Source organism: Dactylosporangium sp. NPDC006015 (assembly GCF_040614215.1).
Taxonomy (GTDB): domain Bacteria; phylum Actinomycetota; class Actinomycetes; order Mycobacteriales; family Micromonosporaceae; genus Dactylosporangium; species Dactylosporangium maewongense.
Genome location: NZ_JBEXUD010000003.1, coordinates 410,880 through 426,918 on the forward strand (window position 1 = coordinate 410,880; position 16,039 = coordinate 426,918).

14 protein-coding genes are annotated in these 16,039 nt (G+C 71.7%); 3 read left to right on the forward strand and 11 right to left on the reverse strand.

Going from position 1 to position 16,039, the window contains the following annotated elements:
- Positions 1 to 5: 5 nt before the first annotated feature.
- From ABZ321_RS08175 to amrS, 3 genes are all read right to left on the reverse strand, one after another.
- Positions 6 to 923: a phytanoyl-CoA dioxygenase family protein gene (locus tag ABZ321_RS08175; protein ID WP_344500820.1), complete on the reverse strand. Its 918-nt coding sequence runs from the start codon at positions 921 to 923 to the stop codon at positions 6 to 8.
- Positions 924 to 1,063: 140 nt separating this feature from the next.
- The gene (amrB, locus tag ABZ321_RS08180; protein WP_354890146.1) at positions 1,064 to 1,873 is read right to left on the reverse strand and encodes an AmmeMemoRadiSam system protein B; all 810 of its coding nucleotides are present in this window, start codon (positions 1,871 to 1,873) and stop codon (positions 1,064 to 1,066) included.
- Positions 1,870 to 2,934 carry an AmmeMemoRadiSam system radical SAM enzyme gene (gene amrS, locus ABZ321_RS08185; protein ID WP_344500816.1) on the reverse strand — a complete coding sequence of 355 codons (1,065 nt, stop codon included), beginning with the start codon at positions 2,932 to 2,934 and terminating at the stop codon, positions 1,870 to 1,872. The genes amrB and amrS overlap by 4 nt, the downstream gene beginning before the upstream one ends.
- Before the next feature lie 65 nt (positions 2,935 to 2,999).
- Between amrS and ABZ321_RS08190 the strand changes: the two genes are divergently transcribed.
- From ABZ321_RS08190 to ABZ321_RS08200, 3 genes are read left to right on the forward strand one after another with little or no spacing between them, the layout of a single operon-like run.
- A complete protein-coding gene (locus ABZ321_RS08190) occupies positions 3,000 to 4,370 on the forward strand; it encodes a 3' terminal RNA ribose 2'-O-methyltransferase Hen1 (RefSeq protein WP_354890148.1) in 1,371 nt (456 codons plus the stop codon).
- Positions 4,367 to 6,865 carry a polynucleotide kinase-phosphatase gene (locus ABZ321_RS08195; protein WP_354890150.1) on the forward strand — a complete coding sequence of 833 codons (2,499 nt, stop codon included), beginning with the start codon at positions 4,367 to 4,369 and terminating at the stop codon, positions 6,863 to 6,865. The genes ABZ321_RS08190 and ABZ321_RS08195 overlap by 4 nt, the downstream gene beginning before the upstream one ends.
- A 25-nt stretch (positions 6,866 to 6,890) precedes the next feature.
- Complete coding sequence (locus ABZ321_RS08200) at positions 6,891 to 7,628, forward strand: VTT domain-containing protein (RefSeq protein WP_344500810.1); 738 nt, start codon at positions 6,891 to 6,893, stop codon at positions 7,626 to 7,628.
- Positions 7,629 to 7,630: 2 nt separating this feature from the next.
- On the opposite strand, the gene ABZ321_RS08205 is transcribed toward ABZ321_RS08200, so the two are convergent.
- The 8 genes from ABZ321_RS08205 to clpB form a co-directional block, all read right to left on the reverse strand.
- Positions 7,631 to 9,277: a substrate-binding and VWA domain-containing protein gene (locus ABZ321_RS08205; protein ID WP_354890152.1), complete on the reverse strand. Its 1,647-nt coding sequence runs from the start codon at positions 9,275 to 9,277 to the stop codon at positions 7,631 to 7,633.
- A 138-nt stretch (positions 9,278 to 9,415) separates the two neighbouring features.
- On the reverse strand, positions 9,416 to 10,054 hold the full coding sequence (locus ABZ321_RS08210; RefSeq protein ID WP_344500806.1) for a class II aldolase/adducin family protein: 639 nt from the start codon (positions 10,052 to 10,054) through the stop codon (positions 9,416 to 9,418).
- Position 10,055: 1 nt separating this feature from the next.
- Positions 10,056 to 10,436, reverse strand: coding sequence for a metalloregulator ArsR/SmtB family transcription factor (locus ABZ321_RS08215; RefSeq protein WP_203848243.1), 381 nt, complete (start codon positions 10,434 to 10,436; stop codon positions 10,056 to 10,058).
- Positions 10,437 to 10,499: 63 nt separating this feature from the next.
- Positions 10,500 to 11,039, reverse strand: a complete 540-nt coding sequence (gene pyrE / locus ABZ321_RS08220; protein WP_344500802.1) for an orotate phosphoribosyltransferase — start codon at positions 11,037 to 11,039, stop codon at positions 10,500 to 10,502.
- 340 nt (positions 11,040 to 11,379) lie between these two features.
- Positions 11,380 to 12,174, reverse strand: a complete 795-nt coding sequence (locus tag ABZ321_RS08225) for an SDR family NAD(P)-dependent oxidoreductase (RefSeq protein WP_344500800.1) — start codon at positions 12,172 to 12,174, stop codon at positions 11,380 to 11,382.
- Between the two features lie 107 nt (positions 12,175 to 12,281).
- Positions 12,282 to 12,956 carry a hypothetical protein gene (locus tag ABZ321_RS08230; RefSeq protein WP_344500798.1) on the reverse strand — a complete coding sequence of 225 codons (675 nt, stop codon included), beginning with the start codon at positions 12,954 to 12,956 and terminating at the stop codon, positions 12,282 to 12,284.
- Positions 12,957 to 13,025: 69 nt separating this feature from the next.
- Positions 13,026 to 13,394 carry a hypothetical protein gene (locus tag ABZ321_RS08235; RefSeq protein WP_344500796.1) on the reverse strand — a complete coding sequence of 123 codons (369 nt, stop codon included), beginning with the start codon at positions 13,392 to 13,394 and terminating at the stop codon, positions 13,026 to 13,028.
- A gap of 11 nt (positions 13,395 to 13,405) precedes the next feature.
- Positions 13,406 to 16,000 carry an ATP-dependent chaperone ClpB gene (gene clpB / locus ABZ321_RS08240; protein ID WP_344500794.1) on the reverse strand — a complete coding sequence of 865 codons (2,595 nt, stop codon included), beginning with the start codon at positions 15,998 to 16,000 and terminating at the stop codon, positions 13,406 to 13,408.
- Positions 16,001 to 16,039 lie beyond the last annotated feature (39 nt).

Consider the following 16,039-nt stretch of genomic DNA (forward strand, 5'->3'; position numbering starts at 1 on the left):
GAATGTCAGGGAATCAGCGGAGGGTAACCGGGGTCCAACAGACCGCGGTCGCGCAGCGCCTCGTAGAGCGGCGTGGTCTGCGGGTAGTGGCCCCAGTGGTGGTCGCCGTCGGTGCCGTTGTCGTGGCCGTGTCCGCCACCGGTGTTCCCGACGCCGCCGAGCAGCTGCTGCTGGACCGGGTTCAGGCCCGACCACCAGGGGCGCTGCGGCAGGCCGGTGACGTCGTCGCGGATGGCGATCCACCGGTACGTGTAGCCGAGGAACACGCACTTGCGCGTGATGTCGGAGAGGTTGTCCGACCGCGCGTGCCAGATCCGCCGGTCGAAGAACACGACGTCACCGGCGTCGACCGCGACCTGCCGGGCACCGTCCGGCGTCGGCCACGGCACGTCGCGGGTCGGCGGGCCGGGCAGCCAGTTGGTCCGGTGGCTGCCGGGGATCAGGGTCAGATTGCCGCGGCCGGTCTCCGACACGTCGGACAGCCAGTAGGCGAGCTTCACCGACAGCCGGGGGCGCGGGTCGGTCTCCAGCTCGCGGTTCTGCCGGCCGCCGTCCTGGTGCCAGTGCCACCAGTCGGGCTTCGGCGCCGCCAGCGGCGGGTGTACGTCAAGATGCGAGTGGTAGATGTGCACGTTCCACCCGAGGATCGACCAGACCAGCGGAAACGTCGCCGGGTGGTCGATCAGGTCGACCAGGTCGGGGTGGTGGGTGACCGGGCTGAGCAGGTGCAACGAGCCGTCCGCGGCGCGGGGGTGCTGCTGGTGCGCGGTCTCCAGCACCGACGCGTAGTGGCGCACCTCGTCCGGGCTCAGCACGCCCTTGATCACGAGGTAACCGTCCGCGTCGAACTGCTCGCGCTGCTCGCGGGTCATCGGCGTCCAGGTCGCGGTGCCGTTGTCCGGCGCTGCCGCTATCGCTGACATCCCCGTCTCCAGTTCCGGCGCCGTCCGCAGGCGCCCTCACCGCACCAGACGGGCACGGGCTCCACGACCGTGGTCGCCCGTTCGTGCGGCAATTTCTGGACATTTCGCGTGCAACGGATGAACCCGTCCGCGACGTCTACCTAGTAAGGCGCGTGGGACAGGCGCACCGCCGGGTAGCCGACGACCCGGTCCTTCGGCCCGCCGGTGTCCGCCGACGTGGCGAGCGCGAGCCGGTCCACGCGCAGCGCGTGCCGCCGGCCCCAGGTGAGCAGGCCGCGCAGCGCGTGCCGGCCGCAGGCGTCGCCCGCGCCGATCCGCTCCGGCGCCAGGTCGTCGATGGCCGCCGCGGTGGCCGCGTCGCGCCGCCGGGCCTCTTCCTCGGTCAGGTAGTGCGACAGGTCGGTGCTGCACAGCACCACCGTGCCCGGTCCGGCGACGGCGTCGAGCAGCGCGGCGACCGCGTCCGGATCGTCGGGCCCGATGAGCACTGGCAGCAGTTTCGGCAGGTGTACGCGAAGCAGCAGCGGCACCTGCACCTCGATCGAGTGCTCAGGGGCGTGCGGGCGGTCGTCGGCGACGGCGAGCCCGCGGTCGACCAGCAGCCGGGCGCCGTCCGTGTCGATCGCGATCTCGCCGAGGGGGGTCGCCCACGCGGTGGCGGTGGACACGGCGGCGCCCCGCAGCGGCACGTGATGGGCGGGCCCGAGGACGACGGCCCGCTCGAAGGGCGCCGGGCGGTCGCGCAGCTCGCGGTAGACGTGGGCGGCGGTCGGGCCGGAGAACTGGTAGCCCGCGTGCGGCACGATGTAGGCCACCAGCCCATCGACGGCCGCGGTAGTGACCACCGTCTGTGCCGGGGCCGCGGCGTCGAGCATCGCGTCGATCAGGGTCGCGAGCTCCACCGGATCGGCCGGGTAGAACGTGCCAGCCACTGCCGCCGGGCGCGTCATGACAAAACTACTGGCAGGCGGCGCTGGCCCCAGGTCCCGGCCGGGCCGTCGTAGACGCCGGGCAGCCGGTGTCCGCAGTGGACGCAGAGACCGTCGTCGGTCAGGTGGTAGGCGCGCAGGTCGTACCAGTCGCGGACGACGACCGGCCGGTCGCAGCCCGGGCAGTGCGTGGTCTGGCCGTCGGGGTCGTGGACGTTGCCGGTGTAGACGAACCGCAGGCCGGCGTCGAGCGCGATGCGGCGGGCCCGGCGCAGCGTCTCCGGTGGCGTGTGCGGGATGTCGCGCATCTTGAAGTCGGGGTGGAACGCGGTGAAGTGCAGCGGCACGTCGGTGCCGAGGTGCTCCAGCAGCCAGTCGCACTCGCGGCGCAGCTCGTCGTCGCCGTCGTTCTGCCCCGGGATGAGCAGCGTCGTGATCTCGAACCACACGTCGGTGCCGCGCAGGTACTCCAATGTGGACAGCACCGCGTCGAGGCGGGCGAAGGTCACCTTCTCGTAGAACCGCTCGGTGAACCCCTTCAGGTCGATGTTGGCCGCGTCGATGTGCCGGTAGAACTCCTCCCGGGGCGCCGGGTTCATGTAGCCGGCGGACACCGCGACCGCCTTGATCCCGGCCTCGCGACAGGCGTCGGCGACGTCCATCGCGTACTCCATGAAGATCACCGGATCGTTGTAGGTGAACGCGATCGACCGGCAGCCCAGCCGTACAGCGGCCGCGGCGAGCTCCGAAGGGTCGGCGGAGGCGGCGAGGGTGTCGATCTCGCGGCTCTTGGAGATGTCCCAGTTCTGGCAGAAGCGGCAGCCGAGGTTGCAGCCCGCGGTGCCGAAGGACAGCACCGGCGAGCCCGGCAGGAAGTGGTTGAGCGGCTTCTTCTCGATCGGGTCGACGCAGAAACCGGACGAACGGCCATAGGTGGTGAGGACGATCTCGTCACCTGAGCACTGCCGGACAAAGCAGAATCCGCGCTGGCCCTCATGGAGCCGGCACGCTCTCGGGCAGACGTCGCACTGCACCCGGCCGTCAGCCAACCGGTGCCAGTGCACGGTCGGCACCGTCGCCATAAGCCCGACTGTACGCCCGGGAAAACCGCCTGACCCACCGATAATCACGGCGGGACCATGGCGTGGTGCTGCTGACCATCACCACCACCCACTGGCCCGCGACCGACCTCGGCTACCTGCTCGTGAAGCATCCCGGCAGGTTGCAGTCGTTCGAGGTCAGCGGCGGCACGGCGCACGTCTTCTATCCGGAGGCGGGTGAGGACCGGTGCACGGCCGCCCTGCTGCTGGACGCGGATCCGGCGGCGGCGCGCGGTGCGAAAGGGCCCGGGAAGGGGCCCGACACGTTCACGCTGCGCCAGCACGTCAACGACCGGCCCTACGCCGCGTCGAGCCTGCTGGCGGTGGCGCTCGGCCGGGTGCTGCGCACCGCGCTGCGCGGCGACTCACGGGACCGGCCCGAGCTCGCCGCCACCCCGATCCCCCTCGAGCTGCGGATCCCGGCGCTGCGCTGCAAGGGTGACGCGGCGACGTTCTTCGAGCCGCTCGGCTGGACCGTCGAGGCGGCGCCGATCCCGCTGGACGCCGCGCACCCGGAGTGGGGGCCCAGCCGGTACGTCGACCTGACGCTGCGCGGCACGATGCGGCTCGCGGACGCGCTCAACCACGTGTACGTGCTGCTGCCGGTGCTCGACGACGCCAAGCACTACTGGGTCTCCTCCGACGAGGTCGAGAAGCTGATCCGGGCGGGGACCGGGTGGCTGGCGGAGCACCCGGCGAAGGGCGTGATCGCCCGCCGGTACCTCGCGCACCGCACGTCGCTGACCAACGAGGCGCTGTCCCGGCTGTCGGACGTGGAACCCGACGCCGACTCCGTGATCGAACGGGCTCCCCGGCCCGAGTCGCTGGCGGCGCTGCGCCGGGCCGCGGTCGTCCGGCAGCTGGCCGAGGCCGGCGCGAGCCGGGTGCTGGACCTCGGCTGCGGCCCCGGCGCGCTGCTCGGCGAGCTGATCCGGGACCGGCGGTTCACCGAGATCGTCGGTGCCGACGTGTCGACCGTGTCGCTGGAGATGGCCGCCCGCCGGCTGCGCCTGGACCGCCTCCCCGACCGGCAGCGGGCGCGGATCCGGCTGCTGCAGACGGCCCTGACCTACCGCGACGACCGGCTGCGCGGCTACGACGCGGCGGTCCTCATGGAGGTCGTCGAGCACGTCGACCCGCCGCGGCTGCCGGCGCTCGCGGCCGGCGTCTTCGGGCACGCGGCCCCGCGCACGGTCGTCGTCACCACCCCCAACGTCGAGTACAACGTCCGGTACCCCGGCCTGGAGCACGGCCGGATGCGCCACCACGACCACCGGTTCGAGTGGGACAGGGCGCAGTTCGGCGCGTGGTGCGACGACGTCGCGGCCCGCTACGGGTACACCGTGACGCGCCACGGCATCGGCGAGGAAGACCTTGAAGTCGGCACGTCCACCCAGATGGCGGTGTTCAAGAAGTGACCACGGTGACGATCCCCGAGCTGTGCCTGGTGGCGCTGGTCGGCATCTCCGGCTCCGGCAAGTCGACGTTCGCGCGGCGGCAGTTCGCGCCGACGCAGGTGCTGTCGTCCGACGCGTTCCGGGCGCTGGTCGCCGACGACGAGAACGACCAGTCCGCGTCCGCGGAGGCGTTCGACGCGCTGCACTACATCGCCGGCAAGCGGCTGCGGGCCGGCCGGCTCACCGTCGTCGACGCGACCAACGTGCAGGCGCACGCGCGGAAGGCGCTGGTCGACCTGGCCCGGGCGCACGACGTGCTGCCCGTCGCGATCGTCCTGGACGTGCCGGAGAGCGAGTGCTGGGCGCGCACCGAGCTGCGCCCCGACCGGGACTTCGGCCGGCCCGTGCTGTCGCGGCAGCACCGCGACCTGCGCCGCTCGCTGAAGCACCTCGGGCGGGAGGGCTTCCGCCAGGTGCACGTCCTGCGTGACGTGGCCGAGGTGGAGTCGGCGGTCGTGGCGTACGAGAAGCTCTTCAACGACAAGAAGGAGCTGACCGGCCCGTTCGACATCATCGGCGACGTGCACGGCTGCCGGGAGGAGCTGGAGCTGCTGCTCGACCGGCTCGGCTACGTCCTGGTCCGTGACGCCGCCGGGCGGCCCGCGGACGCGCGGCACCCGGACGGGCGCACGGCGGTGTTCGTCGGCGACCTCGTCGACCGGGGTCCCGACTCCCCCGGCGTCCTGCGGCTGGTCATGGGCATGGTCGCGGCCGGGCACGCGCTGTGCGTGTCGGGCAACCACGAGGCGAAGCTGCTGCGGGCTCTGCGGGGCGCCAACGTCAAGCGGACGCACGGGCTGCAGGAGACCCTCGACCAGCTCGAGACCGACGCCGAGCTCGGCGCCGTGCTGCCCGCCTTCCTCGACGGGCTCATCAGCCACTACGTGCTCGACGGCGGGCGGCTGGTGGTCGCGCACGCCGGGCTCAAGGAGGCCTACCACGGGCGGGCGTCGGGGCGGGTGCGGGCGTTCGCGCTGTACGGCGACACGACCGGCGAGACCGACGAGTACGGGCTGCCGGTCCGCTACCCGTGGGCGCAGGAGTACCAGGGCGCGGCGACCGTCGTCTACGGCCACACGCCCGTCCCGGCCGCCGAGTGGGTCAACAACACGATCTGTGTCGACACCGGCTGCGTCTTCGGTGGCGCGCTGACCGCGCTGCGGTACCCGTCCCGGGAGCTGGTCTCGGTGCCGGCCGTCAGCACGCACTACGAGCCGGTGCGGCCGCTGGTCGCGCCGGTGCCGGAGGAGCGCGGACTGGACATCGCCGACGTGACCGGACGGCGCACCCTGGAGACGCCCGCGGGGCGGGTGACGGTGGCAGCCGAGAACGCCGCGGCGGCCCTGGAGGTCATGAGCCGCTTCGCGGTCGACCCGCGCTGGCTGGTGTGGCTGCCGCCGACGATGGCGCCCGCGTCGACGTCGGCGGTCGAGGGCTACCTGGAGCACCCGGTGGAGGCCCTGGCCGACTACGCCAAGGCGGGCGTGCCGCGGGTCGTGTGCGAGGAGAAGCACATGGGCTCGCGGGCGGTCCTCGTCGTGTGCCGCACCCCATCCGCGGGCCTTCGGCGCTTCGGCATCGCCGGCGGCGGGGTGATCTACACGCGGACGGGACGGCCGTTCTTCGGGGACCCGGCGCTGGAATCAGCGATCTTGGACCGGGTCAGGACCGCTGCCATGGGGCTCTTCGACGAGCTCGGCACCGACTGGCTGCTGCTGGACGCCGAGGTGCTGCCGTGGTCGGCGAAGGCCGAGCCGCTGATCCGCGAGCAGTACGCGAGCGTCGCCGCGGCGGCGGGTGCCGCGCTGCCCGCCGCCGTCGCGGCCCTGACCGCGGCCGCCGGGCGGGGCATCGACGTGGCGTCGTTGCAGGCCCGTTTCACCGGCCGGGTGGCGTCGATGGCGGCGTTCACGGAGGTGTACCGCCAGTACTGCTGGCCGACGGACGGCCTCGACGGGCTCCGGCTGGCGCCGTTCCACGTGCTGGCCGGGGAGGGCGCGTCGTACCTGCGCCAGGACCACGAGTGGCACCTGGCGATGGTGGACCGGCTCGTGGCGGCGGACGACCTGTTCGCCCCGACCCGGCGGCTGGTGGTCGACCCGGCGTCCCCCGCGGACGTCGCGGCCGCGACCGACTGGTGGCTGGAGCTGACCGCGGCGGGCGGCGAGGGCATGGTGCTCAAGCCGGCCGTCGATGCCGGGCCGCGGGTCCAGCCGGCGCTGAAGTGCCGCGGCCGGGAGTACCTGCGGATCATCTACGGCCCCGACTACCTGACGCGGCTCGACCAACTGCGGGCCCGGGGGTTGCAGCGCAAGCGCAACCTGGCGCTGCGGGAGCAGGGCCTGGGGCTCGCGGCGCTGGACCTGCTGGCGGCCGGAGGCTCCGCGCGAGCTGTGCACCAGCTGGTGTTTGCCCTGCTGGCCTGTGAAAGCGAGCCGGTCGATCCCCGTTTGTAGCCGGGCTCACGTAGGCTGGTGCGCCATGGAAGAAAAGACTCGCGCTTTCAGCGAGCTGCTCGCCTTCAACCCGCTCGACGCGAAGGGCCTGCTCAACACCTTCGGCGTGATCGGCGTCTGGATCATCATGTTCGTGGAGACGGGCCTCCTCGTGGGCTTCTTCTTCCCCGGAGACTCACTGCTGTTTTTGGCCGGCGTCGGCGCGTCATCGGTCGCCGAGGAGCTGCTGGGCACCAGGCTGAGCCTGACCCAGCTGCTCATCGGCGCGCCGCTGTGCGCGATCGCCGGCGCCCAGCTGGGCCACTTCCTCGGCGCCAAATATGGCCGCAGGATGTTCGACCGGCCCAACTCGCGGCTGTTCAAGAAGGAGTACGTCGAGAAGGCCGAGCACTACTTCGTGAAGTTCGGCCCGGCGAAGGCCGTGGTGCTCGCCCGGTTCATCCCGATCGTCCGGACGTTCCTCAACCCGGTCGCCGGCACGATCGGCATGCCGGCCCGGCAGTTCTTCCTGTGGAACGTGATCGGCGGCATCCTGTGGACCGACGGCATCCTGCTCGTCGGCTGGGGCCTCGCGAAGCAGATCAACGACGCGATCCCGGACGGCCAGATCGACAAGTACCTGCTGCCGGCGGTGCTGCTGATCGTGCTGATCTCGGCCCTGCCGATCTTCATCGAGATCTTCCGCGGCTGGCGGGAGCGCCGCCGCACCCCTGCGGTCCCCGTCGAAGAGGGCCGCGCCGGCGCCCACCGCGCCGCGGAGTAGCGCTAGCTGGTCCTGATCAGCGCCTGCAGGAAGATGTTGCCGATCTGCTCGGGGTCGGTGACGACGAACGACCGGCCACCGGTGGCCGCGGCGATCTCCGCCAGCTCCTGCTGCTTGACGTCGGGCCCGACCCCCAGTAGCACCACGCGTACTGGACGGGTCGGGTCCGTCGCCCGTTCCAGCTCCAGTTTCAGCGTCTCCAGGCTCATCCCCGGCTTGGAGTTGGTGCCGTCGGTGAAGACGACGACGGTGTTGGAGCGGCCCTCCTTGTAGTCCTCCTTCAGCGCCTTGTACGCCGCCAGGACCGTCTCGTAGAGCCCGCAGACGTCGGCGGTGGTGGCCTTGGCGCCGGCGACGGCGGTGCTCAGCCTGGCCCGCTGCCCCTGGCTGAGCGGGTTGAGCGGCACGACCTCCTGATGGCCGGAGGCGTAGGCCCACAGGCCCAGCTCGCTGTCGTCGGTGAAGAGGGCGAGCCCGTCGGTGGCCGTCTTGCGCAGCACCTGCAGGCGCGACGGGGAGCCGGCGCCGGCCATCGGCCGGTTCATCGACGACGTCGTGTCGACCAGCGTGAGGACGCGCGACGGGGCGGTCGTGGCGTTCCAGTACCCGAGGACGTCGGTGATCTTCCGTTCCTCGGTGAGCGCCTTCACCGTGACCGGAGCGGTGGCGGCGCCGCGGCCGGCGGGGAAGCCGGCGCTGGTCGAGCCGTCGGCGGCGCGGAAGCCGAGCCTGGCGAAGAGGTCGCGGTTGCCCTCCGCCGTCAGCGCGGCCCGGAAGCGGCCCGCCGCCTCGAGGTTGGCCCTCGGTTTGCCGTTGATCATGGCGTACGGGTAGTCGAGCGTCACCGCCGGATCCACGGTCAGGACGGTGAGCGGCACGACCGGTCCGCCCGCGTTGTGGGCGATGACGGCCTGCTCGCTCATCGGCGCCACCTGCGCCGGGCCCGTGCTCTTGTCCAGAGCGGTCTGGTCGGCGGCGACGGCGATCGACCGGTACGCCTTGACCACGTCGACCAGTCGCTTGGGGTCGGTGAGGATCGAGTCGTAGAGCAGGCCGGCCCCGGCGAGGCCGGCGGTGCTGCGGCGCGGGTCGACGGCGGCGAGCTGGACCTGCTTGTTGGCGACCTTCGCGAGCAGCGCCGCGACCTGGGGGGCGCCCGCGGTGCCGCCGGTGGCATCGAGCGTGGCGGCGAGCGGATCGGGCACGGCGAGGGCGACCGGGCTGGTGGCGACGGACTGGGCGTCGGGCTCGAACGCCTCGCGGCTGACCGCCTGCATCCGCACCAGCCACGCGGTCGAGTCGGGGATCCACACGGTCGGCACGTCGGCGTCGGCGGGGGAAGGGACCGCGGTGGCGGCGACGTTGATCGCGCCGCCGGCCCGGGCGGCGAGCTGGCCGGCGACGTCGGCCGGCTCGGCGGCGCGCACCTGCACCTGGACGCAGTCGCCGCCGACCTCGGGTTTCGTGGCGCTCCAGCGGGCCGCCGCGTCGCGGACCGCGGGCGCGATGTCGGGCGCCGCGGCGACGACGAGTCTGATCCCGCCGTCGCAGTCGCCGGAGCCGCCGGCCACCGCTCGGACGGCGACCACGGTGACGCCGATCAGCGCCACGATCCCGGCGACCGCCAACGGTGCTTTCCCTCGCGCCACGTGCCTCACCGTGCCCTTCGCCGCCTGCTCGCGTCCCTGGACGGGTCTTCGCGTGCCTCTGCTCGCGTCTCCGCGTGTCTTCGCGCGTTGCCGCGTGCTCCGCTCGCGTCGACGCGATCGGAGCAGTGTAGGCGCAGGTCAGGCGGTTGCTGAGGGAAGGTTCAGCCAGTCGGTCGGCACCGGCTGCGGGGTGCGACCCAGGGTTAACGCTCGGTAAGTCAGCAGCGCGGCTTCCTCCAGATAGAGGGCGCGCTTATGGGCCAGCTCGACCGAGTCGGCGATCACGGAGCAGCCGTGATGGGAGAGGATCACGCAGTTGACGCCACCCGCGCACGCGGCCGCGGCCAGCTCACCGACCCGGGGATCGCCGGGCGGGCTGAACGGGGTGGTCACGACCTGCCGCAGGTAGAAGGCATGGTCGGTGGTGACGAGCCGGATCGGCTCGCCGATCGCGTCGAGCAGCAGCACCGTCTGCGGGTGGAGGTGCACGATCACGTTCGCGTCGGGTCGGACGCGGTAGGTCGCCAGGTGGAGCCCAAGCTCAGATGATGGCGCGGCATCTTTGTCAAGCGCCGCGCCATCGCTGATTCGGACCCGAACAAACGAGTCTGGCGACAGTCCGTCGAGCCAGGTGCCGGCAGCCGTCACCCAGCATTCGTCGGAGCCGGGCGCCCGGGCGGACAGGTTGCCGCCCGAGCCCACGACAAGCCCTGACCGCACGACCGCCCGCCCCAGGAGGGCAAGCTGGTCGCGCAGGTCGCCGGGCCGCTGGAGCAACCTACCGAGGTGCCTTCTTGGTCGCGCGCTTGCGCGGCGGCGTCAGAAGGTCGGCGATGGTGCCGATAGCGGCGGGCACCAGGCGGTAGAACGCCCAGACACCCCGCTTCTCGCGCTCCAGGAGACCGGCCTCGGTCAGGATTCGCAGGTGGTGGCTCACCGTAGGCTGCGAGAGCCCGAGCGGGGCCGTCAGGTCACACACACACGCCTCGCCGTCCGGTGCCGACTGGATCAGGCTCAGGAGCCGGAGTCGGGCAGGGTCGGCAAGTGCCTTCAGGACGCCGGCAAGACGCTCGGCATCGGCGCGGTCAATCGGCTCGCCAGCAAGTGGCGAGATCTGGGGCAGGGTCATCTCAGCCAGCGCAGTTCCCACGTATTCCATCCTTCCACCAACACCATCGACCCGCCTGCATATACGCAGGTCCGAATCGACAATTTTTCAGCCCTATTGGCCGAGGTCGGCCAACGAAAATGCTGAGCGATAGCTCAGCCCCGCGGCGCGGACCGCCTTTTCCGCCCCACGGTCGACGATAACCGCGACACCGACAACTTCCGCGCCGGCCTCGCGCAACGCCTCTACTGCAGTGAGGACGCTTCCCCCAGTCGTGGAGGTGTCCTCGACCGCCAGCACCCGCCGGCCCGCCACGTCGGGTCCCTCGACCCGGCGCTGCAGACCGTGAGCCTTGTCACTCTTCCGGACGACGAACGCATCGAGCTCGCGTCCCGTCCCCCGCGCGGCAGCCGCATGCAGCATCGCGGTGGCCACCGGATCAGCGCCGAGGGTCAGCCCTCCCACAGCGTCGAAATCCCAGTCGGCGACCAGATCGAGCAGCACCCGGCCGACGAGCGGCGCACCAGCATGGTGCAGCGTCAAGCGACGAAGGTCCACGTACCAGTCAGCTACTTGTCCCGACGACAGCGTCACCTTGCCTCGGACCACAGCCAGGTCGAGCACGAGTTTCAGCAGGTCGTCACGGTCGGTCATGACCGAAGCGTACGCGCTAAATCTGCTCGGCGAATCGATGACCCGCACTCTCGCAGAAATATAGGGCCGTCAAGTGGACAAGGAGGAATACGAAGGTGATCGCAGCGATCACCACGAGTGACGCGAGGGGTGACGGTGACAGGGGTCAACGAACCGCACGTGAGGGAGATTCGCGTTGGTTTCACCGGTTCGTACCCCTCGCCGGACCCCGTCACATCGGCCCTGACCTGCGCGAACACCACTTCTGGAGTGGCCTTGTCCCAGGGACTCAGCCCTTCGCCGCACAAGTCCGACCGTTCGGCGGCATCGTGACGTCAATCATGCTCGATGCTGGCCCCACTCAATGATCATCGCGGCCGATGCGGCTCCTCGTGCCGCGGGCGACACGCCGCATCAACGCCTGCGGGGCGTGCCGCACCCCGAAGACGACCATCTTGTACTTCCAGCTGGGCACGCTGACGAGCTTGCCCTTCCCCAGGTCGCGCAGGGCGTCGCGGACCACGCTGCCGGCGTCCAGCCACAGCCACGGCGGCGTCTTGCCCGCGTCGATGCCGGCCCGCTGGTGAAACTCGGTGCGGGTGAACCCGGGGCACAGCGCCATCACGCGGACCCCTCCGGCCCGCACCAGCTGGCCGGTCGACTCGCTGAAGTTGGTGACCCAGGCCTTGGTCGCCGGGTACGTGGAGCCGGGCATCATCGCGGCGAACCCGGACACCGAGGAGACGTTGATGATGTCGCCCCGGCCGCGGGCGGTCATCCCGGGCAATGCGGCGAGCGTCAGCCGCATGACCGCGTGGACGTTGAGCCGCAGCAGCAGCTCCTCCCGCTCCACGCTGGAGCGCGGGAACGGCGTGTTGAGGCTCATCCCGGCGTTGTTGACCAGCAGGTCCACGGGCCGGTCCGCGGCGGTGATCCGGGCCGCGACCAGGTCGCAGCCCTCGGGCGTCGACAGGTCCGCCGGCAGCACCTCGGCGCCGCCCGCCCCGGCCGCCACCGTCTCGGCCGCCACGGCCTCGAGGCGGGCCTTGTCCCGGGCCACCAGCACGAGGTCGTGGGTCTTGGCGAGCTCGCGAGCGAACGCGGCACCGATGCCCGCGGTGGCGCCGGTGATGAGGGCGACTGGCCGTTGGGTCATGCGCGCCAATCTAGTCCCGGGCACGCCGAAGGCCCCGGTATCCCGGGGCCTTCGGGTGTTTGCTGAGCCGCTTCGGCGGTGTCGCCCTTACAGAGGGCGGTGCGGCCTTACGGAGCCGGTGGCGGCTGGTGCGGCGGGCCGTCGGCGGGCGGCGGGTAGCCACCCGGATAGCCGGAGTCGCCGGGCGTGCCGGGCGCCGGCGGCTCCCACTGCGCCTCGACCTTGCGGAAGTACGGGTGCGACGCCGGCAGCGCCAGCAGCACGATGACCGCCAGGATCGCCAGGATCAGCAGCACGCCGAGCACCGTGGTCACCGGCTGGAACCAGCCCGGCACCTCGGAGTAGAGCAGCTCGTTGTACTTGTCCCAGGTCGGCAGCTTCGGGTCGTTCTTGCGCGCCTGCTCCCAGAGGCTCTCCCCGGCGAGCGAGAAGGCGAACCCACCGAGCGAGCAGCACGCCGCGAGGCCGCCGAGCACCCACGTGAGGATGCGGGCGACCTGCTTGCCCTTGCCGACGAAGACGGCGAGCAGGACCAGCAGGACGATGATCAGAATGCCGAAGATCAGCGTGACGGCACCGTTGGCACCGGCGCCGAACCCGGCGCCCTCCTGCGACGTGCCGGCGACGGCCTTCTTGGCGCCGTCGGCGAGCGCACCGGCATAGACGAGCGAGATGATGATATTGATAAGTTCGATCCCGGCCGCCGCGTAGAGCAGGTAGACGGCCAGGTTGACGGTGGACGGTCGGGCTCGCGGCCCAGACGCTGGGTCGGCGAATGCCATCGGATCTCCTCCCAGGAAACCTTGAGGATCAACCGTATCGATGTCGGGCTGCGGGCGCAGGTTATAGGCTCAGCTGTTGAGGCGATCTTGCGCATACTGGGCCAGCGTGGTGCTGCCCATCATGCAGCCGGTGAACGTGCTGACCGCGGCGTCCTGCCCCGCCAGGCGCTGCCACGCGGCCCTGCCGGCCGCCGGGTCGATGCGGGTCAGCAGCTCCGCCGCGTACACCCGGCCGGCGGGCGTGGCGTGGTCGAGGAGCGCCTCCAGCTTGGGCCGCAGCTCGGCACCGTGCCGGTGGAGACCCTCCCCGACCGCGAAATAGGCCTTGGTGGCGGGCGTGAGCGTGCCGGCGAAGCCGACCCCGCCGAACGCCAGCGTGTCGGCGGCGGCGAGCTGGCTCAGCTCATCGTCGAACGCGCCCTTCCTCTTCCACAGCATCGCCCTCGTCCTTATCCGGCGCTGACTGCGAGCGCCTTCTTGTCGTCCGCCAGGTCCACCACGACGCGGTCGCCGTCGCGGATCGTGCCGGCCAGCAGCGCCTTGGCGAGCTGGTCGCCGATGGACGTCTGGACCAGGCGCCGCAGCGGGCGGGCGCCATACACCGAGTCATACCCCAGACTGGCGAGCCAGTCACGCGCCGCGTCGGTGACGTCCAGGGTCAGCCGCCGGTCGGCCAGCCGCCGGCCGAGCGCCCGCAGCTGGATGTCGACGATCTCGCGCAGGTCGGCGGGCGACAGGGCGTCGAACACGACCATGTCGTCGAGCCGGTTGACGAACTCCGGCTTGAAGTGCTGCCGGACGGCGGCGATCACGGCGTCGCGCCGCTGCTCCCTGGTCAGCGTCGGGTCGTCGGCCAGCACCTCGGAGCCGAGGTTGGAGGTCAGGATGAGGATCGCGTTGCGGAAGTCGACCGTGCGGCCCTGCCCGTCGGTGAGCCGGCCGTCGTCGAGCACCGCCAGCAGCACGTCGAACACGTCGGGGTGCGCCTTCTCGACCTCGTCGAGCAGCACCACCGAGTAGGGCCGGCGGCGGACCGCCTCGGTGAGCTGGCCGCCCTCCTCATAGCCGACGTATCCGGGCGGCGCGCCGACGAGCCGGGCGACCGTGTGCTTCTCGCCGTACTCGCTCATGTCGATGCGGACGATGGCGCGCTCTTCGTCGAAGAGGAACTCCGCGAGCGCCTTCGCCAGCTCGGTCTTGCCGACGCCGGTCGGGCCCAGGAACAGGAAGCTGCCCGTGGGGCGGTCGGGGTCGGCGATCCCGGCGCGGGCGCGGCGCACCGCGTCGGAGACGGCCTGCACCGCGGCCTCCTGGCCGATGACCCGGCTGCGCAGCGCCTCCTCCATCCGCAGCAGCTTGGCGGTCTCGCCCTCCAGCAGCCGGCCGGCGGGGATGCCGGTCCACGAGGCGACCACCGCCGCGATGTCGTCGGCGGAGACCTCCTCCTTCAGCATCGAGCCGGCGGACTGCAGTTCCTCGAGCTCGACCTCCGCGGTGCGCAGCTCCTGCTCGAGGTCGCGGATCCGCCCATACCGCAGCTCCGAGGCCTTCGCGAGGTCGAGGTCGCGCTCGGCCCGGTCGGCCTCGCCGCGCAGCTGCTCCAGCTGCTCCTTGATCGAGGAGACGGCGGAGATGTGCTGCTTCTCGTTCTGCCAGCGCTCGGTCAGCGCGGTCAGGTGTTCGCGGCGGTCGGCCAGCTCGGCGCGCAGCCGCTCCAGCCGCTCCGCGGAGGCGGCGTCGGGCTCCTTGGCCAGCGCCATCTCCTCGATCTCCAGCCGCCGCACGGTCCGCTCGACCTCGTCCACCTCGACGGGCCGGGAGTCGATCTCCATGCGCAGCCGCGACGCGGACTCGTCGACCAGGTCGATCGCCTTGTCCGGAAGGAAGCGGTCGCTGATGTACCGGTCGGAGAGCGTGGCCGCCGCGACCAGGGCCGCATCGGTGATCCGCACGCCGTGGTGCACCTCGTAGCGCTCCTTGAGCCCGCGCAGGATGCCGATGGTGTCCTCGATCGACGGCTCGCCGACCACGACCGGCTGGAACCGGCGCTCCAGCGCGGGGTCCTTCTCGATGTGCTCGCGGTATTCGTCCAGGGTGGTCGCGCCGACCATCCGCAGCTCGCCGCGGGCCAGCATCGGCTTCAGCATGTTGCCGGCGTCCATCGAGCCCTCGCCCTTGCCGGCGCCGACGATCGTGTGCAGCTCGTCGAGGAACGTGATGACCTGCCCGTCGGAGCCCTTGATCTCCTCCAGGACGGACTTGAGGCGCTCCTCGAACTGGCCACGGTATTGCGCGCCGGCGACCATGGCCGCCAGGTCGAGGCTGACCAGGCGCTTGTCGCGCAGGGACTCGGGCACGTCGCCGGCCACGATCCGCTGGGCCAGGCCCTCGACGATCGCGGTCTTGCCGACGCCCGGCTCGCCGATCAGCACGGGGTTGTTCTTGGTGCGGCGGGACAGCACCTGGATCACCCGGCGGATCTCGGAGTCCCGGCCGATGACCGGATCGATCTTGCCGTCGCGGGCGGCCTGGGTCAGGTCGACGCCGTACTTCTCCAGGGCCTGGAAGGTCTGCTCCGGGTCGGCGGTGGTGACGCGCCGGTCACCGCCGCGGACCTGCGGGAACGCGGCGACCAGGGTCTCCTCGGTGGCCCCGGACTCCTTGAGGCGGGCGGCGACCGCGCCGCCGACCCGGGCCAGGCCGGCCAGCAGGTGCTCGGTCGAGGTGTATTCGTCGCCGAGCGGGCGGGCGATCTGCTCCGCGGCCGCGATCGCGTTGGCGAACTCGCGGGCGACATTGGGCTCGACCACGCTGGAACCCTTGGCGCTGGGTAGCCGGTCCACGGCGTGCAGCGCGGCGCGGCGGATGTCGGCGGGGTTGGCGCCCACGGCGCGCAGCAGGCCCGCGGTGGTCGAGCCGCCCGTGTCCAGCAGCGCCAGCAACAGGTGCCATGGTTCGACTGTCGCGTGTCCGCGCCGGCTCGCCGCGTCAACGGCGGCCTTGATGACCTCGCGACTCTTGGTGGTCAGGCGTTCGGCGTTCATCGGCTCCTCGTTCCGGTCCATACCTGTGCACCAGGTACG